This is a genomic window from Winogradskyella echinorum (assembly GCF_014297365.1).
GTDB lineage: Bacteria > Bacteroidota > Bacteroidia > Flavobacteriales > Flavobacteriaceae > Winogradskyella > Winogradskyella echinorum.
Window position 1 is genome coordinate 1,000,732 of the sequence record NZ_JACOQD010000001.1, and the last position, 18,891, is coordinate 1,019,622.

The 18,891-nt window shown below is 30.8% G+C and carries 20 protein-coding genes; 9 read left to right on the plus strand and 11 right to left on the minus strand.

All coding sequences use genetic code 11. The features are described 5' to 3' along the window. Nucleotides 1-47: 47 nt before the first annotated feature. Both gmk and H8K90_RS04425 read right to left on the minus strand, forming a co-directional pair. Nucleotides 48-638 (minus strand): guanylate kinase, encoded by a 591-nt coding sequence (gene gmk / locus H8K90_RS04420; protein WP_186844718.1) that lies wholly within the window; start codon nucleotides 636-638, stop codon nucleotides 48-50. Nucleotides 639-676: 38 nt separating this feature from the next. After that, a complete protein-coding gene (locus H8K90_RS04425; RefSeq protein WP_186844719.1) occupies nucleotides 677-1,534 on the minus strand; it encodes a YicC/YloC family endoribonuclease in 858 nt (285 codons plus the stop codon). Between the two features lie 133 nt (nucleotides 1,535-1,667). On the opposite strand from H8K90_RS04425, the gene H8K90_RS04430 reads away from it, so the two are divergent. Next, complete coding sequence (locus H8K90_RS04430) at nucleotides 1,668-2,147, plus strand: acyl-CoA thioesterase (RefSeq protein WP_186844720.1); 480 nt, start codon at nucleotides 1,668-1,670, stop codon at nucleotides 2,145-2,147. 3 nt (nucleotides 2,148-2,150) lie between these two features. Here H8K90_RS04430 and H8K90_RS04435 read toward each other — a convergent pair whose 3' ends face one another. The 3 genes from H8K90_RS04435 to H8K90_RS04445 are packed head-to-tail and all read right to left on the minus strand — an operon-like array spanning nucleotide 2,151 to nucleotide 4,525. After that, nucleotides 2,151-3,284: a peptidogalycan biosysnthesis protein gene (locus H8K90_RS04435; protein ID WP_186844721.1), complete on the minus strand. Its 1,134-nt coding sequence runs from the start codon at nucleotides 3,282-3,284 to the stop codon at nucleotides 2,151-2,153. 1 nt (nucleotide 3,285) lies between these two features. Further along, nucleotides 3,286-4,179, minus strand: coding sequence for a DMT family transporter (locus H8K90_RS04440; RefSeq protein WP_186844722.1), 894 nt, complete (start codon nucleotides 4,177-4,179; stop codon nucleotides 3,286-3,288). Next, nucleotides 4,169-4,525, minus strand: a complete 357-nt coding sequence (locus tag H8K90_RS04445; RefSeq protein ID WP_186844723.1) for an arsenate reductase family protein — start codon at nucleotides 4,523-4,525, stop codon at nucleotides 4,169-4,171. The genes H8K90_RS04440 and H8K90_RS04445 overlap by 11 nt, the downstream gene beginning before the upstream one ends. Nucleotides 4,526-4,608: 83 nt before the next feature. On the opposite strand from H8K90_RS04445, the gene H8K90_RS04450 reads away from it, so the two are divergent. Then, a complete protein-coding gene (locus tag H8K90_RS04450; protein WP_186844724.1) occupies nucleotides 4,609-5,064 on the plus strand; it encodes a DinB family protein in 456 nt (151 codons plus the stop codon). A 133-nt stretch (nucleotides 5,065-5,197) separates the two neighbouring features. Continuing rightward, nucleotides 5,198-5,548: a hypothetical protein gene (locus H8K90_RS04455; protein ID WP_186844725.1), complete on the plus strand. Its 351-nt coding sequence runs from the start codon at nucleotides 5,198-5,200 to the stop codon at nucleotides 5,546-5,548. Here H8K90_RS04455 and H8K90_RS04460 read toward each other — a convergent pair. Further along, nucleotides 5,545-6,030 (minus strand): CBS domain-containing protein, encoded by a 486-nt coding sequence (locus H8K90_RS04460; RefSeq protein WP_186844726.1) that lies wholly within the window; start codon nucleotides 6,028-6,030, stop codon nucleotides 5,545-5,547. The genes H8K90_RS04455 and H8K90_RS04460 overlap by 4 nt on opposite strands. A gap of 114 nt (nucleotides 6,031-6,144) precedes the next feature. Between H8K90_RS04460 and H8K90_RS04465 the strand changes: the two genes are divergently transcribed. Together H8K90_RS04465 and H8K90_RS04470 are read left to right on the plus strand one after the other, a co-directional pair. Then, nucleotides 6,145-6,954 carry an NAD(P)H-binding protein gene (locus H8K90_RS04465; RefSeq protein ID WP_186844727.1) on the plus strand — a complete coding sequence of 270 codons (810 nt, stop codon included), beginning with the start codon at nucleotides 6,145-6,147 and terminating at the stop codon, nucleotides 6,952-6,954. Nucleotides 6,955-7,137: 183 nt separating this feature from the next. Further along, on the plus strand, nucleotides 7,138-7,845 hold the full coding sequence (locus H8K90_RS04470) for a hypothetical protein (RefSeq protein ID WP_186845257.1): 708 nt from the start codon (nucleotides 7,138-7,140) through the stop codon (nucleotides 7,843-7,845). 70 nt (nucleotides 7,846-7,915) lie between these two features. Here H8K90_RS04470 and H8K90_RS04475 read toward each other — a convergent pair whose 3' ends face one another. Both H8K90_RS04475 and H8K90_RS04480 read right to left on the minus strand, forming a co-directional pair. After that, entirely contained in the window at nucleotides 7,916-9,985 is a 2,070-nt protein-coding gene (locus H8K90_RS04475) for a M13 family metallopeptidase (RefSeq protein WP_186844728.1), read from the minus strand. A gap of 103 nt (nucleotides 9,986-10,088) precedes the next feature. Then, on the minus strand, nucleotides 10,089-10,613 hold the full coding sequence (locus H8K90_RS04480) for a hypothetical protein (RefSeq protein ID WP_186844729.1): 525 nt from the start codon (nucleotides 10,611-10,613) through the stop codon (nucleotides 10,089-10,091). Nucleotides 10,614-10,771: 158 nt separating this feature from the next. Here H8K90_RS04480 and H8K90_RS04485 point away from each other — a divergent pair, with 158 nt between their 5' ends. Continuing rightward, nucleotides 10,772-11,725 carry an NAD-dependent epimerase/dehydratase family protein gene (locus H8K90_RS04485; protein WP_186844730.1) on the plus strand — a complete coding sequence of 318 codons (954 nt, stop codon included), beginning with the start codon at nucleotides 10,772-10,774 and terminating at the stop codon, nucleotides 11,723-11,725. Nucleotides 11,726-11,790: 65 nt separating this feature from the next. Here H8K90_RS04485 and H8K90_RS04490 read toward each other — a convergent pair whose 3' ends face one another. The 3 genes from H8K90_RS04490 to H8K90_RS04500 all read right to left on the minus strand — a co-directional run bounded on the left by H8K90_RS04490 (nucleotide 11,791) and on the right by H8K90_RS04500 (nucleotide 14,782). Further along, nucleotides 11,791-13,740, minus strand: a complete 1,950-nt coding sequence (locus H8K90_RS04490; RefSeq protein ID WP_186844731.1) for a hypothetical protein — start codon at nucleotides 13,738-13,740, stop codon at nucleotides 11,791-11,793. A 371-nt stretch (nucleotides 13,741-14,111) separates the two neighbouring features. Further along, nucleotides 14,112-14,291 carry a hypothetical protein gene (locus tag H8K90_RS04495; RefSeq protein ID WP_186844732.1) on the minus strand — a complete coding sequence of 60 codons (180 nt, stop codon included), beginning with the start codon at nucleotides 14,289-14,291 and terminating at the stop codon, nucleotides 14,112-14,114. 263 nt (nucleotides 14,292-14,554) lie between these two features. Beyond that, the gene (locus H8K90_RS04500; protein WP_186844733.1) at nucleotides 14,555-14,782 is read right to left on the minus strand and encodes a hypothetical protein; all 228 of its coding nucleotides are present in this window, start codon (nucleotides 14,780-14,782) and stop codon (nucleotides 14,555-14,557) included. A 116-nt stretch (nucleotides 14,783-14,898) separates the two neighbouring features. On the opposite strand from H8K90_RS04500, the gene H8K90_RS04505 reads away from it, so the two are divergent. Genes H8K90_RS04505 through H8K90_RS04515 form a run of 3 tightly spaced genes read left to right on the plus strand, consistent with a single transcriptional unit; the run spans nucleotide 14,899 to nucleotide 18,861 of the window. Continuing rightward, entirely contained in the window at nucleotides 14,899-15,417 is a 519-nt protein-coding gene (locus H8K90_RS04505) for an RNA polymerase sigma factor (RefSeq protein ID WP_186844734.1), read from the plus strand. A gap of 53 nt (nucleotides 15,418-15,470) precedes the next feature. Continuing rightward, the gene (locus H8K90_RS04510) at nucleotides 15,471-16,376 is read left to right on the plus strand and encodes a FecR family protein (RefSeq protein ID WP_186844735.1); all 906 of its coding nucleotides are present in this window, start codon (nucleotides 15,471-15,473) and stop codon (nucleotides 16,374-16,376) included. Then, complete coding sequence (locus H8K90_RS04515; RefSeq protein WP_186844736.1) at nucleotides 16,360-18,861, plus strand: TonB-dependent receptor; 2,502 nt, start codon at nucleotides 16,360-16,362, stop codon at nucleotides 18,859-18,861. Before H8K90_RS04510 ends, H8K90_RS04515 begins: the two co-directional genes overlap by 17 nt. Nucleotides 18,862-18,891 lie beyond the last annotated feature (30 nt).

Consider the following 18,891-nt stretch of genomic DNA (forward strand, 5'->3'; position numbering starts at 1 on the left):
TAAAATCACTTTTAGATTCCTACTTCCGCAGGAATAACAAGTTTATTTTATTCTTTGATAAATTCTGATACCAATCTATAAGCATTCTCTAATGCCTCATCTAAATTTGCATTCAATACAATTTCATCAAATAGCGGTGCTGTTGCCAATTCTGCTGGTGCTTTTGCTACACGCATACTTATTTTCTCTTCACTTTCTTCACCTCTATCTTTAAGGCGTCTCACCAATTCATTTAAATCTGGAGGTTTTACAAAAATAGCTATAGTTTGTTCTGGGAATTTTCGTTTTATTCGTAATCCGCCTGAAACATCAATATCAAAAATAACATGTTTCCCTTTAGCCCAAATGCGCTCAATTTCAGTTTTTAGAGTACCGTAGAAATTGTCTCTATAAACTTCTTCCCATTCTAAAAACTCGTCGTTTTTAATTTTGTTTTTAAATTCTTTTAATGATAAATAATAATAATCTTTACCATCTACTTCATTACCACGTTTTTCGCGAGACGTAGCAGAAATAGAAAATTCTAAATTAAGCTCTGACTGCTTGAGTAAATGACGAACAATAGTTGTTTTACCAGAACCAGAAGGTGCTGAAAACACAATAAGTTTGCCTTGTTTTTTATTTGTTATTTCTGACACAATTACTTTTTTACTATTTACTGAATAATTTGTACTAATTAGAGTACATTCAATAACTGTTCCTTAATTTTTTCGAGCTCGTCTTTCATTTGTACAACGAGTTTTTGCATTGGTGCATAGTTAGATTTAGAGCCAATTGTGTTGATTTCTCTTCCGATTTCTTGAGAAATGAAACCAAGTTTTTTTCCATTAGAATCATCCGAATTTAAACTCTTAATAAAATAATCTAAGTGATTATCTAGTCTTACTTTTTCTTCGGTAATATCAAACTTTTCTATGTAGTAAACCAATTCTTGCTCAAAACGATTTTCATCTACCTTTTCCTTAATATCCGCTATACCTTTTTCTAAACGTGCTCTTACACCGTCAATACGATCTGGGTCCATTGTTATTACTTCTTGTAATAACCGTCTTAATGTAGCAATTCTATCTGTAAAATCTTGTTTTAACGTAGCTCCTTCATCTTTTCTGTAAGCAACAATATTAGTTATGGCATCATTAATTTCTTTACTAATTGCTGCCCACTCTTCCTCGTCTATTTCATCACGCTCAGTGGTAACAGCATCTGGTAAACGAATTGCCATTTTTAACAACTCTGTTGCATCACCATCTACTACATCTTTAAGCTGTTTAATGTACTCATTAACCACTGTTTTGTTGATCTTGGAACTGGTGTCTTCTCCTGTTATTTCTACATAAAGCGAAAAATCCACTTTACCTCTTCTAAGATGTTTTGCAATAAGCTTACGAACCTCTAGTTCTTTAGCACGATACATTGATGGCATACGTGCATTAAGGTCTAGACTTTTGCTATTCAGTGATTTTAATTCTATGGATATCTTTTTTGTTGGGAGCTGAAGTACAGATTTCCCATATCCTGTCATGGATTGTATCATTAAAATGTAACTTTTAAAGTTGCGCAAAGGTACAAAAATGAACGGTTTTAAATCTGTAATAAACTTTTTTCAAACTAATATGCACGCCTAAAGTTCTTTCTTAACTTTGCCAAGAAAATTTTAAAGAAATACGATGTATAAAAAACAGTTTGAAATTCGTTGGAGTGATGTTGATGCTAATGGTCATTTAGCAAATTCTGCATATACTAATTTTATGAGCCATGCAAGGATGTCTTTCTTTGGAGACCAAGGGTTTTCTATGCCAGAAATTAGAAAGCATAATGTTGGTCCTGTGGTGTTTTACGAACACATGTATTATTTTAAAGAATCTTTTATTGGAGCACCAATAACTGTAACTATTGAGGTTTCTGGTTTAAGTGAAGATGGAATGCTTTTTATGTTTGAACATAATTTTTATAACCAAAAAGGTGAAAATTTAGCCTATTGCGAAATGCAAGGTGCTTGGATAGATTTAAAGACAAGAAAACTAACTAGTTTACCAGAACCATTATTAGAATTGGCTCAAAAATTTCCAAAATCTGAAAGTTTTAAAACACTTACAAAAGAAGATACTAGAAAACATGGAGTAAGACCCAAGCCATTGACGGTTTAATCTCTATCTAAACGGCTTGTGCTGTTTAAAAGTTTTAATCTTAACGTTCTTTATAAAAGGTTTTAATATCTGATTTGGAATATACCTTTTGTGTTTACAATAACACGTTAATGCTTCGGGCTCTGCACCAAGCGTACTTTTTATTTCAGAAGCGGTTCTTCCTAAATTAATCCGAGCAGATTTTGCTTCAATACCAAGTCTAACATAGTCATTTAATATTCTAGGATAGATGGCAAACTCTTTATTATTTGAATAATCAATACCAATAAAATGAGCATCTAAGTTCGTTTCATTTTGCATTGCAGACAAAAAACCTACTAGTTTACCATCCAAAAAATAACCTTTAACAATAAACTTATCTATAAACGTATTTTTAAGATGCACATAAGTGTCCAGGTTTAATACTTGTGCATTAAAATCGGCATTATCAATTGTGTTTTGATATAACTCTTGAAGTTCATCTCTGTGTGTTTTAATATCTGCTACAGTAAAGAATTTAGTTTCTAAAGCTTCACTTTTTGCATCAGCTCTATTGGCTTTTACTCTATATTTAGATTTTAAAGCATCTGTATAATCCATGAAAGATTGCCACTCTGGCTTTAACGTAATAATCATATTGGGCTCTACTTGCATAGAGGCATAATCATAAGACTTTAAATGATCTGTAATATGAAGTGATTTGTTTTTAAAATCTTTAACGAAAATTGTTTTTAGTCGATTAGTAGATTTATATAGCTGTTTTACAGCTTCCGCTATTGCTCTAAACGTTTCAACTTTGGGCTCACCATCTTTTAAGAACGTACCATATTCTCCACTTAAAAATACGTTGCCACAAAAAAGTACACGGATTTGATTATTACAAAACATATTGTTTACAATCCGTTTTAGCTTAGCCGACATTCTAATATTTTTGGTAATAGTTTCGACTCCAATAGTTACAATTTGCGTATTTGCAAAAGCTACTGCTTCTTTGCCTTTAAGTATAAAAATGTAGTTAAATTCTATATCAGTATTTGCCAATTCAAAGGCTTTTAAAAACTCTGGAGAATAATAAACATTTGTACAACAACTTACACTATTCCAATAAGATTGCGGTATAGCATCTACGGTTTTAAATATTTTAGAGCTTAAAAACAAATTAGCTTGTTTTTCTGGGTTTTAAAGTCACAAGATATACACCAACAAAAATTAAGAGCATAGCACAAATTTTAAGTACGTCTATAAAATCTGCTCCAACATATAGAGCAAAAAGTCCTGCAATTACAGGTTGAAGATAGATAAATATACCAACAGTTGATGCTTTCAATCTACTTAATGCTAATGGATTTAAAAGATAAGTACCGAAAGTTGCACCAATAACTACAAATAAAACAGAATAACTAATATAAGGGGTAAAAGTATGCCACTGCACCTCTTGTAATTCGTTGTAACCAAATGGGGCAAGTATAATTAAGCCAAACAAAAACAACCATTTAATAAAAGTAAAAGGGTGATATTTCGCAGTTAATTTCTTTATCATTATAATGTATATACTATAAGAAATAGCATTTAAAAAAATCATTAAGTTTCCTAAAGGAACATTATCACCTGTTCTAGCAGATTTACCATATATGGTTAAAATTAATGCTCCTATTAAACCTAATGTTACACCAACTATCTTAAGGTTGGTTACCCTTTCTTTTAATAAGAACGCAGATAAAACCAAAATAATAATTGGAGTTATAGTCATTATAGCAGAAGCATGTATTGGCGATGTAAATTCTAATCCTTTAAAGAAGAAAAGCATATTAATGACAACACCAAAAAGTGCTGCAATGAAAAGTCGTAAAAAGTCTTTCTTTTCAATTTTTTGTTTTGGTAAAAATAAACTCAAAACCCAAAATAATACTGTTGCACCAGCCACTCTCAATAAAACAAAACCAAATGGTTTAATGTAATTTTCATTCATTACCGTTTTTGCAATAGTGTAATTTAGTCCATATAAAAGTTGAACCATAAAAACGGCAAAAATGGCGAAACTTCTACTTTTCATGTATAGCAAGTTTAGCAGCTTCAACTATTTTCTTTGCATTACCAATAAAAATTTTACTGTTGTATATTATTACTGGTCGCTTTAAAAACGTATAATGTTCTAATATAAAATTTTTATAATCATCTTCAGTCAGTGATTTGTCTTTAAGACCAAGCTCTTTATACAATCTTGCTCGTTTACTAAACAAGTTTTCGTAACTATCAGTTAAACCTCTCATTTCGTCTATTTGAGCTTCGGTAATTATACTGGTTTTTATATCTTGAAGTTCAAAATCACTCGGTAAATTCAATTCATTTATAATACGCATACATGTATTACAAGTACTTAAATAGAATATTTTTTTCATATTAGAAATCTATATATTTTTGAAATTACAAAGTAACCGTATTTAAAAAGATTTTTGGATACATTTATTAAAAATATCATCTTATGGATTGGTCGTTTGACATTGCTATTAAAAACAGAAAATTATTAAAGAGTTTTATTGAAAATCACACTTTAGAAGAATTAAATAAAGTGCCTGAAGGGTTTAGCAACAACATCATCTGGAATATTGCTCACACTATTGTAACTCAACAATTACTAGTTTATAATTTATCTGGTTTACCTATGATTGTTTCTGATGAAATGGTGGCCGCTTTTAGAAAAGGTACCAAAACTGAACGCGATCTGTCTGAAGCCGAAGTTGATACAATAAAAGGTTTGTTATTCTCTACAATAGAAAAAACAAAAGAAGATTACGACAATAAAATTTTTCAGATTTACAATCAGTATACAGTTACTACAAAAAGTATTCTAAGTAATGTTGAAGAAGCTATTGATTTTAATAATTTTCATGAAGGGATTCATTTAGGATATATTTTAGCAATTAGAAAGTCACTGTAAGCGTTTGTAAACGTATATTTTGTAACTTGTACTTCTCATGAAGTAAAGCCTCTATAAAGCATTAAAAAAATAGAACCAATAGGCACATGTTGGTTTATTGGGCTAATTATCTTCCTATTTTAAACGTTTAATTATGAATAGACAATGCCCAGAATGTGGTGAGAAAATTAGAGGTAGAATTGATAAAAAATTCTGCAGTGACAGTTGTAGAAATGCCTACAATAATCGTATAAATAAGGATTCTAAAAACCTTATTAGAAATACCAATAACAGACTTAGAAAAAATTATAGAATCTTAGAACAACTAAATCCTAATAAAAAAACCAAATGCTCTAGAGCAAAATTGATAGAAAAAGGTTTTGACTTTAATTACTTTACAAGCATATATACCACCAAGGCTGGCACAATATACTATTTTGTATACGACCAAGGTTATTTACCCTTAGAAGGAGACTACTATGCATTGGTAAAACGAGATGATTAAGCACCACCTTTGGTTGTGCTATTCCAATTTTCACCTTTCAGCTGAAGCGCTGCTTTTAAAATATCCTTTTGGCTAATTTGCCCAACAAGTTTTCCATTTTCTACAATTGGAAAACGACGTCTTTTAGATTGTAAAAACTTGTTTGCAGCATCAAAAACATCCATATTTCCATCAATAGTTTCCACATTTGTAACCATTCGTTTTTCTACATTATCATGGTCTAATGGCATGTTATAATAACGGCTTTCACTTAACTGTTTTAGACAATCACCTTCAGATATAATGCCAACTAACTCTTGCTTATCATTTACTACAGGTCCACCAGATATTTTATTTTTAATTAATGATTCTACAACTTCTTGAATAGACTGGTTAGCCTTAAACGTTATAAGTTCAGTTGTCATATAATCTTTAACTTTTAGCGATGTCGATGACGCTACATTTTGTTGCTTACGTGCACCTTGAAAACTTTTTATTCCCATAGCATTAAATTTAGAGTTAATCTTAAAGTTACTGAAAATTAATTGCTTAACAAAATGAAATATTAGATAGTCTTTATATTCCGTATTTTTAACGAGAATATTTTACCTTTTAAATTGATTAAACAAATTAGTATTATTGGTTGTGGCTGGTTAGGCCTACCCTTAGTCAAGTTTTTAATAGCAAATAATTATGCTATTAAAGGTTCTACAACATCTAAAACCAAATTAGAATCTCTAAAAAAACATAAAATAGAAGGATACTTAATTCTTTTAAATGAAAAAGGTATTTCTGGTAATTATCGAGATTTTTTAGCTAAAAGTGACACTGTTATTATTAATATTCCGCCTGGATTAAGAAAAAACCCATCAAAAAATCATGTTAAAGAAATAAAACATTTAGTAACAGCTTTAGAAAATGAAAACGTAAAAAATATACTTTATATTAGTTCTACATCTGTTTTTAAAGATGAATATCATTTTCCTATTATTACTAATACAGTACTACCTAATGCCAGCTCAGATAATGCTAAACAATTAATCGAAATTGAACAGTTACTAAAAAGTAATCCTAACTTTAATACAACAATATTACGTTTTGGTGGTTTGTTTGATGATGAGCGTCATCCAGCTAGGTATTTAGCTGGTAAAACAAATGTTTTAAATGCTAATGCACCTATTAATTTAATACATAAAGTAGATTGTATTAATATCATTGGTTTACTTATTCAAAACAACTTATGGGGAATTGAGTTAAATGCTGTTTACCCAATTCATCCAGATAAAAAAACTTATTATTCTAACTTTTGTAAACTCCATAATTTACAATTGGTAGAGTTCAATATTAAAGAAAAAAGCAAAGGAAAAGTAATAGATAGTAACAATTTGGTACAGCTTTTGAATTACACTTTTAAGCAAGTACCATAGAAATTAATAGATTTTAACACCATTATCTATTAATTTTTATAGCTTAGCCCATCAATTTTTTTTGAAATATCAATTAAGTAAGAATAAAACAAAATGAACATTTCGTTATAAAGGTTATTTAATACATACTATAGCTTGCACGAAAACACCATTTTACAAATGAAAAACAATAAATTAAAAGAAATGAAACAGATTACAATTGCAGTTCTTATGCTATTTTCAGTTAGTGTTTTTGCTCAGACAAATGCAGAATTAAAAAAACACTACGAAGCTTATTATAAACAAATGAAAAAGCAAGGTGATGTACAAGGTGTTATTAATGCCATGACTCATCTCGATGTTTTAGAACCTTCAGTAGCACGAAAAGATACTTTAGCATATATGTACCTTTCAGAAGGGCAATATATGCAGGCTCTTAACACTATTGGTGTAGAAAAAAATGCTACAGATTCTGATATGAATGTAGAAGTAAAAGCTTTAGCATTAAAAAACCTTAATCAACCAAAAATGGCGTTAGAGCATTACGAAGTATTATATTCTCGTACACCAAATGTGTATTTAGCATACGAAATGGCTGATATGAAAATTCAGACCAACGATTTGCCAGGAGCTAAACTAAATATTGATTACGCCATGGCTAATGTAAAAGATGACATGAAACGTGCATTTTATGAAACACAACAGCCTTATGAAACATCAATGAAAGCTGCTCTTTTTTACTTAAAAGGTTTGCTAACATTTTCTGAAAATAAAACAGCTAATATCGATGCTGCTTTAAAATTAATGAATGATGCTTTAGCTATAGACCCTAATTTTAATTTAGCAAAAGTAAGCCGACAAGCTTTAGAGTCTCAAAAAGCACAACAAGCTGCAGCCGCAAAAAAGAATTAATAAAAACTTATTTTTAAGTATAAAAAAAGCAGCTCTTTGAGCTGCTTTTTTATTTATGTAAATTCTTGATTTACCATATTCTAACACGTTTCTCTGGTGCTAAATACATGGCATCACCTTCTTTAATATCAAAGGCTTCGTAAAAAGCATCAATATTTTTAAGTGGTTGTGTTGCTCTGTAAATTCCTGGAGAATGCGGATCTGTCTTAATTTGAGTTTCTAATGCGTCTGGTCTGCTTAAAGTTCTCCAAACTGTAGCCCAAGACATGAAGAAACGTTGCTCTGCAGTAAAACCATCTATGTCATCTGGCCTTCCGTTCTCTTCAAAATATAATTGCAAACCATCATAGGCTCCTAAAACACCTCCTAGGTCTCCAATATTTTCACCTAATGTGTTACGACCATCTATATACAAACTATCAGATACTTCAATAGCTGAATATTGCTCTACAAGCTTATCACCTCTTTTCTTAAATTCTTTTAAATCCTCAGGAGTCCACCAATTAACTAAATTTCCATCACTATCAAATTGTGAACCTTGATCATCAAAAGCATGTGAAATTTCATGACCAATAACCGCACCTATTCCTCCGTAATTTACAGCTTCATCTGCTGTATAGTTGTAAAAAGGTGGTTGCAAAATTGCCGCAGGAAAAACGATCTCATTGTTTAATGGATTAAAATAAGCATTTACCATCTGTGGAGGCATTCCCCATTCTTTTTTATCTACAGGTTGGCCGAGATCTGCCAGTGATTCTTTTAAACCCCAATCAGCATAAGCCAACATGTTTTCTGCGTAGCTATTTCCTTCTTTAATCATTAATTCAGAGTAATCTTCCCACTCGTCTGGATATGCTATCTTAACAGTAAATTTGTCTAGCTTTTTAATTGCTTCTTTCTTAGTTTCTGGTGTCATCCAATCTAGCTTATCAATTCTTGCTTTAAATGCAGTAATAACATTAGCAATCATCTTTTCGGCTTTTTCTTTAGCTTCTGGAGGAAATTTTGCATCTACATACAGTTTACCAATAGCCTCACCTACTCTTCCTGTTACGTTATCCATGGCTCTATCCTGCGCTGGTCTTTGTGTCTCAGTTCCTCTTAATGCTTTACTATAAAATTCCCAGTTTGCTGTTTCAATTTCTGTAGTTAAAAAGCTCGCGTTACCATTTAGCGTATTCCACTTCATCATGGTTTTAATATCTTCTATTGGTGTTGAAGTTAATATATCTTGTAGCGCTTCCATATACTTTAACTCAATAACATAAACCGTATCTAGTTTTTGTTCAACACCCATTTCTGAGATAAATTTGTTCCAGTTTATCGCAGGTGTAAGCTCTGATAATTCTTCAATCGTTCGAGGGTTATTAAGATTGCTGAAATCTCTTCTTTCTGCTTTGTCTAATTGTGGTTCTGCTAATTTTGTTTCAACTTCTAAAATCATCTCAGCAGCCTCTTTTGCTTCAGTTTCATTGTAATCTATAAACTGCATCATTCTCGTAATATGATCCACATATTGCTGACGACGTTCTTTAGATTTTTGGTCTTGTAATACATAATAATCTCGATCTGGTAACCCTAAACCTCCTTGTGTAATGTATGGCGCATAAATACTACTATTGTTTATGTCTGGGAATACTTGAAGTCCAAAAAACGGAGCATCCACACCTATAGTTTTAGCATACACAGTTTGCATATCTCCAAGGTTTTTAATACCATCTATTGCATTTAATAAAGGCTCCAAGGGTTTAGTTCCTAGCTCGTTTCTTGTTATGGTATCTAATTCTGATTCAAAAAATAGAAGTGCTTTTTTTTGATCACTTCCTTCTTCATAAACTCCTAATTCTTTTGAAGTTCTAACAATATCTAACACATCATTCCGAGTTGATTTACGAAGTACATTAAAACCTCCCCAACCAGATTCGTCGTCTGGAATTTTAGTAGTCTTCATCCAACTACCATTAACATAATTGTAAAAATCTTGTTTTGGATCTACTGTGGTATCCATGTTTTCCAATATAATTCCTGGAATTTTTTCTTCTGCCATGGCAGTGTCTTTTTTGGCTTCATCTTTACATCCTACAATAGTAAAGAAAGCCAAACCTGATATCGCTAGTACGCGACTAAGATTGGTTTTCATAATGTGGTTTTTGATTAATTCGAATTAAATGTAATTATTAATAAGACTGTGTATTCTTATTAATGTTACATCTTAACAAAACTTTAAGACGCTGTTAAAACGATTATTCTGGCTGAATTTCATTAAAAATATCACTTTCTAACTTTTTGTTTATCTGATAGTTAAGATTAGAAAATGCCACTAACAATTCTCTAACACTAAGCAGTTTTAACTTATCATCTATGTTTTCTAGCGTTAGATTTTCATTTAATTTTAAAAGCATAGTTTCTAAAATTGCTGTTCTAGATATAATTGAGTTTGTAAGTAATTGTTTTGGGGTTTCTGTTTTAAATTGGTCAATAAACTTTTTTAAATCTTCAATTTCACCATTAAAAAATGATAAATCTGCCTTCTTTAAATAGCCGATTTGAATTGCTAATTCTTGGTACTTTTCCCAATTTGCCAGTGCCTCTTCACTTTCTGGACTGAGCGCATAATCTGTATAATCAAAATCCTCAATCGCTTTTGAAGTAATAGCTGGCTTTTGATTTTTATTTGTTGTTTCTACCAATGGTGTTGAGTCTTTTTCATCTCCACAACCTATAAGCAATAAACAAACAATACTTAAAACGTATAATCCAATCTTCATGGGTTACTTAATTTGACTGTAAATATACTTTAAAGAACGTAGCAAAACATTTTCTATTTCCTAAAAAATGACTAAAATTTGTTATAACATTTTCTAAAAATTTTAATATTAGTATGACTAATTTCTCACTACTTTTGAGGATATTTTAATTTTAATATATGTCTTCAAAAATATTAGTTATCGGAGCCTGTGGGCAAATTGGCACTGAACTTACAACCAAATTAAGAGATATTTACGGTGTTAATAATGTCATAGCTAGCGATATTAATACTAGAAATCTTGAGCTCGTAAATTCTGGCCCTTTTGAAATTATTGATGCTAAAAACTATAATGCTATAAAGGATTGTTGTAAAATTAATAATGTAAAAACGGTCTATTTAATGGCCGCTTTATTAAGTGCTACCGGCGAAAAATACCCAATGGAAGCGTGGGATTTAAATATGAATTCCTTATTCCATGTGCTCAATTTAGCGAAGCAAAAAACTATTGATAAAGTTTTTTGGCCAAGTAGTATTGCCGTATTTGGCCCAACTACTCCAAGAGAAAACACACCTCAACATACCATTTGTGAGCCAACAACAGTTTATGGAATTACCAAACAAGTTGGTGAACGTTGGTGCGAATATTATTATGAAAAATATGATGTAGATGTGCGCAGTATTCGCTATCCTGGTATTATAAGTTACAAGGCTATGCCAGGAGGAGGCACAACAGATTATGCTGTAGAAATTTATCATGAAGCTATTAAAACAGGTAATTACGAATGCTTTTTATCTGAAAATACAAGTTTGCCCATGATGTTTATGGAGGATGCTATTAAAGCGACAACGGATTTAATGCAAGCTCCATCTGAAAATTTATCTATTAGATCTTCTTATAATTTATCTGCTATTAGCTTTACACCAGAAGACATTTATAAAAGTATTAAAACAGAAATGCCTGAGTTTTCAATTACATATAAGCCCGACTTTAGACAAGATATTGCAGATAGTTGGCCGTCTTCTATTGACGATAGTGTGGCTAGAAACGATTGGAATTGGCAACATGATTATAATCTCAAAGACATGACTTTTGAGATGTTAAAACAATTGAGAAAGAAATATAATTCGTAATTATTTTAGCCGCTATTTAAAATATAAAAAAAGCCAACGCTTTTAAAACGTTGGCTTGCTATTAACTAATTACAATCACTTTCAAAAACCAAGGTGTTAGTTCCAGAGCTTAATGCAATAGTCATTGGGTCTGACCCTAAACCTACACTATCTACAGTCCATGTATCGCTAAAATCAGGTAATCCAGGAATAGCAATTGTTAAAAACTGCTCGGTGTCTTGTGTTCCAGTTATTTCCCATGTTCCATTATAATTGAATAACAAACTTGTAACCTCAACTGTACCATCATTATTAAATGTAAACTCATGTCCTACATAAATACTTAAAAGGTCGAGCAGGTTTATAGATATCTGGTTTACTCTCCATGTCTGGCATTGTTCAAAAGCTAGCTCAAGGTCGCTTGGAGTCACTATGAGATCTAAGCCTGCTTCAAAATGACCTGAAGCTAAAGAAGATTCATATCTTATAAAGTACTTACCATCTATTTTTTCTGGAAAATTAACTGAGTTGATATCTAACATTTCATTAGTAATATCTACACCATTTACCTCAACAATAGTTGCATCTGATGAAATTATAGATACAATATCTTCACTTGTTACCCAACAGAAATCTCCAGCACCATCAAAACTAAATGGTATACTAATTTCAGTAGGATTAACACAGGATATATGATTTGGTAAAACTGTACCTATATCTACTCCAGATTCGGTTACATTGGATGCTGTATAGCTTACATAATATTTACCATTTACAGGCTCTGGGAAGTTTGGATGAGAAGTGTGTACCCATTGATTCGTAAAATCCACACCATTAATTTCCATAACATCTATTCCCCAAGAATTAAAATACAGGACTGTCTCTGATATTTCTAGGCAAAACTCTCCTGCTACATCAACCATTCTATATGGTAATGCTATGACTTGTGGATTATCGCAAAACTCAATAATATCTTCACAATCACTTACAAAATTCATTCTATTTGCTCCTGATCTTAATTCAACTTTTATGTCATTAGGTTCTGTACCTATGAAACATAAATCCCAAGTATCGTTTACAATTGGTAAACCATCTATATTAACCATTACAGTTACTTCACCCTCGTTGCCAGAAGCCGACCAAGTTCCATTGAACATATTTACACCTTCAACAACTGTTATCGTTCCGTCGTTGTTGAAAGTAAATACATAACCAACAACTGTACTTACAACGTCATCGTAATCTATTTCTAATACATCTATAGTCCAGTCTGAGCATTCCTCGAAAATAGTTTCGAGCTCGGTTATTGTATAATTATTAGAACCACATTCATCGTATATTTCGTCATCCTCATCACAAGTATTATCGGCAGCTAAAATAACATCCTCTAGTTCTTGAAGACCGTTTACTACTTGTGTGGTTTCATTTGCAAATAACATAGTAACCGGAAAATTTAGAGAAACTACGGCTAGTGTCTCTAAATCTTCAATAAAAGCGTACATCTCAATATCATTATTGAGAATTATTGAATCTATTGCTTCGTTTTCTTCATCATATGTTGCGATGATTATAGGGTATATAAAATCTATACATTCTATATCTTCATCATTTTCGTAATCTAAATCTCTAAGATTATCTAACTCAGTATCTGAGTTAACAACTACTGTTGAGTAATCTGGAAGTATAACAGTAATTGGATATGATATAACGACCTCATCAATATCTTCAGTACTTAAACTAAATATATTTTCTATTTCATTATAAGAATTAGCATCTATAATTTCTAGCTCAACGCCATTGGCTTCTACAGCTATTGGTAGCTGTATTAATAAATTACTTGCGTGGTCTATAATATTATCCTGAGAACCATCATTAGCAGCCACTCGAGCCATTAAGTTAGCAATTGTAGAATTTGGAACAATCGTTGCTTCTTCTGGAGGATCAATACTTAAATCGTCTTCCGTTCTACATGAAAACATTAATGTTAAAAGTAGAATGCAAAAAATAAGAATGTAACCATTAAATTTAATTTTCATAATCACTAATATTGTTGACAATGTAAGTTTTAATCTTCTATTTTAATATTTAAATCGTTCGATTTTTTGCTCCAGTCTTCTCAAACCTTTTGTTGTTTTAGTAAGTTGATCAAAGCGCATCTTAGTTAAATTATACCTGTATTCGATGATAGAATTACCGTTGTCATTAAGCATCTGCTCCTGTAATTCTATTAATTTATGCTTGTATAAATTAATTTCCTTTTGCTTGATCGATGTTAGCGAAAGTAATAAATCTGTCGTTTTTTGTATTTCTAAGCTGTAGGTCATTGGTTTGGGGATTTAAGTGAAACTTGTTTATAAGTAGCAATTATGATGTAAGAATTTGATCTATTTGATCCAAAGATGGCTACCTAAATCCTAATTGTTAATAGTTGGGTTTTAGGCAAAGCCTCAGAAATTGAAATTACCTTGGAGCGGTAACAATGAGCTTCCTTCTTTTTTAAAGCATTTAAAACTTCGCTTAGGTTAGGACGAAATTTAACTTGGCTTAATTTTAATTCGATTAACGCAATATTTAAACTTGTTTCCATAATAGTAGGATTAATTTGAGGTTATATTATTAAAACAACTTAAAATAAAAATGTCCCAAGAATTAATTGTCTTTTTATTTACACCCTACACAACAATTGCACTCTTGAGACATTATTTTTAAAATAATGCTTATAAATTAAGTAGTCTATCTAATTTTCATAATGATGCATTTTACACAGCTTTATAAAATTTATTAATAAGATGTATAACTATAAGCATTAATTGAGGGGTTGGATTAATTATGCTTTTATATTAAATAGATCTATGCTGTAAGAAGTCTTCCCAATAAACCAGTAGAAGAGTTAGTTTTTAATTTTTTAATTTTTTTAGAAGACTTATTAATTATAGTTTCTGAAATCGAAATTACCTTAGTTTGGTAACATCTAGCTTCTTTCTTTTTTAATTCGTTTAAAACTTCGCTTAGGCTTGGACGAAATTTAGTTTGGCTCAATTTTAATTCGATTAACGCAATATTTAAACTTGTTTCCATAATAGGTAGGATTAATTTGAGGTTATATTATTAAAACAACCGAAATTTAAAATGTCCCAAGAAAATTATTGTTTTTTTATTTATCTTACGTTTTAGAAATAAAAAAGCCCAAATCAATGTCGCAATCCCTGCACAAAAACATCTGTGATAAAGTGCTGTTTTCAAAACTTTATGAAAAGTATGCACAGACTTTAAGTAATATCCTTTTATATAAGTACGGTGATTTATTAAATCCGGCAGACAAAGCCCAAGAAGCTTTCATTAAACTTTGGGAAAACTGTGCAAAAGTGACTCCTGAGACTACAAAATCTTATTTATACACTATCGCAAACAATTTAATGTTGAATGAAGTGAAACATCAAAAAGTAGTTTTTAAACATCGAGGAGTAAAACCAAAAGATTATACTAATGAGTCACCAGAGTTTGTTTTACGCAAAAAAGAATTCTCAAAACGATTTGAACTTGTATTATCAAAATTAAAAGAAGAAGAACGTGCTGCTTTTCTTCTCAATAAGGTAGACGGTAAAACTCATAAAGAAGTTGCTGAAATTTTAGGTATTACAAAAAAAGTAGCTGAACATAGAATTTATGCGGCTTTCAACAAGCTTAAAAACGAATTAGAAGAATTAAATTAAAAAAGTTTGGGACATTTCTAATTTCAATTGTTTTAAGTATAGAATAGTATATAATGGAAAAAGAATATTTAGTAAAAAAGTGGTTAAATAATGATTTATCTGAAGCAGAGGCAAAATCCTTTGAAGCTTTAGATGACGCTAATTTATATAACGAAATAATTGAAGAGGCTCAACTTTATAGCGGAAATAAAAATGCTAAAGTTGCACCTTTTAATGAATTAGAAAGTTTATTAACTACAGAAAAGAAAGTGATCTCTATTAATTGGATGAAAACCATTTCTAGTATTGCAGCCGCACTGCTAGTAGGTTTTGCTGTTTTTTCAATTTTAAACAAAGATACGATTGAGACATTTGGTACAGAATATGCCCAAAATAAAATTATAACACTTCCAGATAATTCAATTGTAAACTTAAATCAGTTTTCTCAATTAGAATATAACTCCTCTAAATGGGATGAAGCCAGAACACTAAACCTTAGTGGAGAAGCTTATTTTGATGTAGAAAAAGGAAAACGTTTTGATGTTAAAACTGATCAAGGTACTGTAAGTGTTTTAGGCACAGAGTTTAATGTAGTATCAAGAGATAGTTTATTTAAAGTTACTTGTTACGAAGGGTTAGTAAGTGTAAATTATGATAATACAGAGATAAAAGTACCTGCAGGAACTGAATTTGTTTTAAAAGCAGGAAAATCTACAAAAACTGATATCGTAATTGCAGAACCTTATTGGATAAAAAACATGAGTGTTTTTGATAATGTTATAATAACTGATGTTTTCAGTGAGTTAGAAAAGCGATATAACATTAAAGTTATCTATAATTCTGATGTAAAATTATACTTTAATGGCGCTTTTGAACATAATAATCTTGAAAATGCTTTGAAATCCGTAACACAACCCCTTAATTTGACTTTCAAACTATCCGAAAAGGAAGTCATTATAAGGAATGCAAATAAAAATTAAGTGTTACATACCTATTTTATTAATACTGCTATTATCAAGCATTTCTATACATGGACAAGAAACTGATAAAAAATTACCTTTAAAGCAGGTATTAGATGAAATAAGCACTTTACATATTATTACTTTTAATTATGAAAGTAGCTATATAAGTGATATAAAAGTATTTCCTCCGCCTACAGAATTAAAGCTATCCTCAAAAATTGCAAACTTAGAAAAGCAAACCAATTTAGTTTTTAAAAGAGTTAGTAATCTAGTTATAACAATTTCTAAGCCTATAAAGCTATGTGGCTATATTAAAGACGCATCTTTACAGCAACCTATACCAGGCGCAACAATAAATGGCATTTCAGCATATAGCATTACAGATGATAATGGCTATTTTGAACTCGAATTAAATTCCTTAGAAGAATTATTAACTGTAAAACATTTAGGTTTTAAAACCATTAAAAGAGAAGTAAAATACTTTAATTTAGAACAGTGCGGATCCTTATATATGTTAGAGCAACACGAGCAAATAAGTGCTGTTTTAATTGATGCTTATTTAGTAAAAGGTATTGACATTGAGCAAGACTGGACCACATCTGTAGATTATGATAAATTTAGTCTTCTTCCTGGTTTAATAGAATCTGATGTACTACAAACCGTACAAGCATTGCCAAGCATTTTAAGTGTAGATGAAACCGTGTCTAACATAAATATTAGAGGTGGTTCTAACGATCAAAATCTTATACTTTGGGACGACATAAAGATGTACCAAACTGGTCATTTTTTTGGTCTCATATCTAGTTTTAATCCTCAAATGACCCAAACTGCTAGTATTATTAATAACGGGTCTGATGTGTCTTTAAATGATGGTGTTTCAGGAACAATTCATATGAAAACCGAAAGTAAATTAAATACTGATTTTGAAGGTATTATAGGTGCCAATTTCTTAAATGCAGAATTGTTTTCTAATATCCCTTTGGGTAAAAAATCTTCTCTCCAAGTTGCCTCTAGAAAATCATTAGACGAATTTGTAAGAACACCAACATACGATGTCTATTTTAATAGAATTACACAAAATACTGAAGCAGAAGAAAACACTTCGGAAGTTACAAATTCTAATCAAGATTTTAATTTCTATGATGCCTCATTAAGATGGCTACATAAACTCTCAGACAAGGAATTAATAAGACTCAATTTTACCTTAGCCAGTAATGATCTAAGTTTTAATGAAACTGCTAATGTTGAAGATATATCGCGAACAAGACAAAGTAGCGTCTCTCAAAATAGCCTTGCCTTTGGATTTAATTACAAAAGACAATGGTCTAATAAATTCAATTCTACTTTTAATATTTACAACAGCGACTACGAGTTACAAGCAAAAAATGTAGACATTTTAGCCGGACAACTTTTTCTGCAAAAAAACAGGGTTTCAGAAACAAGTCTAAAGCTTGAAAATGTATTTAAAACTGACTTATGGCAACATAAACTAGGATACAGTTTTACCGAAACTGAAGTTATTAATCTCAATGATATTGACCAACCAAGATTTGTTAGGCGCGACGAAGAAGTTTTAAGAGAGCATGGAGCTTTTTTACAAACGTGGTTTAATAATAATAGTTTTTCAATTAGAGGCGGAATACGCGCCAATTATATCACCAAATATGAAAAACTATTAATAGAACCAAGATTTAGCATACGTAAAGCCATAAGTGAAAACTTTGAAATTGAAGCACTTGGTGAGTATAAACATCAAAATACATCACAGATTATTAATTTTCAAAACGATTTTTTAGGTATTGAAAAAAGGCGCTGGCAACTAACCGATAATGATACAATACCAATTATAAGAAGTAAACAAGCATCCATTGGGCTTTTATATAAAAATAAAGGCTGGTTATTTGATGCTAAGGCATATTATAAGACTGTAGATGGCATTACAACACAAAGCCAAAGTTTTACTACTAAATACGAATCGGCTAGAGAAAAAGGCAGCTACGACGTTTATGGTTTTGAGTTGTTATTTAGAAAACAATTTAAAAACCTAAGCAGTTGGTTAAGCTATTCTTACATTAACAATACGTATACTTTTGAAAATCTTGAAGAAATTGAGTTTCCAAGTAATTTCGACATTACACATTCTTTCACCTTTGGTACAACTTATAGTAATAATCGTTGGAATATATCTGCAGGTTTAAACTATAGACTTGGAAAACCTACTTCTATACCATTAGCAGATAATGAAGTAATAGACAATGAAGTAAATTATGACGAAGCTAACAATGAACGTTTGGTTGATTATATGCGTATTGATGCTTCAGCTTTATATAAATTTATGATTAATAAAACATTTAGATCAGAAATTGGTGCCTCTGTTTGGAATATTGAAGATAGAGAGAATACTATAAACAACTATTATAGAGTAAATAACATTAGTGCCACTCAGTTTTCGAGATATTCTCTAGGTATTACTTCTAATATTGTCTTTAGACTATATTTTTAAATAGCTTAAACAAAAAAAGTCCAACATCTC

Coding starts and splice junctions, on each gene's coding strand:
- H8K90_RS04425 (WP_186844719.1), bottom strand. CDS start 1,534: ATGATACAATCCATGACAGGATATGGGAAATCTGTACTTCAGCTCCCA.
- H8K90_RS04430 (WP_186844720.1), top strand. CDS start 1,668: ATGTATAAAAAACAGTTTGAAATTCGTTGGAGTGATGTTGATGCTAAT.
- H8K90_RS04440 (WP_186844722.1), bottom strand. CDS start 4,179: ATGAAAAGTAGAAGTTTCGCCATTTTTGCCGTTTTTATGGTTCAACTT.
- H8K90_RS04445 (WP_186844723.1), bottom strand. CDS start 4,525: ATGAAAAAAATATTCTATTTAAGTACTTGTAATACATGTATGCGTATT.
- H8K90_RS04450 (WP_186844724.1), top strand. CDS start 4,609: ATGGATTGGTCGTTTGACATTGCTATTAAAAACAGAAAATTATTAAAG.
- H8K90_RS04455 (WP_186844725.1), top strand. CDS start 5,198: ATGAATAGACAATGCCCAGAATGTGGTGAGAAAATTAGAGGTAGAATT.
- H8K90_RS04460 (WP_186844726.1), bottom strand. CDS start 6,030: ATGGGAATAAAAAGTTTTCAAGGTGCACGTAAGCAACAAAATGTAGCG.
- H8K90_RS04470 (WP_186845257.1), top strand. CDS start 7,138: ATGAAACAGATTACAATTGCAGTTCTTATGCTATTTTCAGTTAGTGTT.
- H8K90_RS04475 (WP_186844728.1), bottom strand. CDS start 9,985: ATGAAAACCAATCTTAGTCGCGTACTAGCGATATCAGGTTTGGCTTTC.
- H8K90_RS04480 (WP_186844729.1), bottom strand. CDS start 10,613: ATGAAGATTGGATTATACGTTTTAAGTATTGTTTGTTTATTGCTTATA.
- H8K90_RS04485 (WP_186844730.1), top strand. CDS start 10,772: ATGTCTTCAAAAATATTAGTTATCGGAGCCTGTGGGCAAATTGGCACT.
- H8K90_RS04490 (WP_186844731.1), bottom strand. CDS start 13,740: ATGAAAATTAAATTTAATGGTTACATTCTTATTTTTTGCATTCTACTT.
- H8K90_RS04495 (WP_186844732.1), bottom strand. CDS start 14,291: ATGGAAACAAGTTTAAATATTGCGTTAATCGAATTAAAATTAAGCCAA.
- H8K90_RS04500 (WP_186844733.1), bottom strand. CDS start 14,782: ATGGAAACAAGTTTAAATATTGCGTTAATCGAATTAAAATTGAGCCAA.
- H8K90_RS04505 (WP_186844734.1), top strand. CDS start 14,899: ATGTCGCAATCCCTGCACAAAAACATCTGTGATAAAGTGCTGTTTTCA.
- H8K90_RS04510 (WP_186844735.1), top strand. CDS start 15,471: ATGGAAAAAGAATATTTAGTAAAAAAGTGGTTAAATAATGATTTATCT.
- H8K90_RS04515 (WP_186844736.1), top strand. CDS start 16,360: ATGCAAATAAAAATTAAGTGTTACATACCTATTTTATTAATACTGCTA.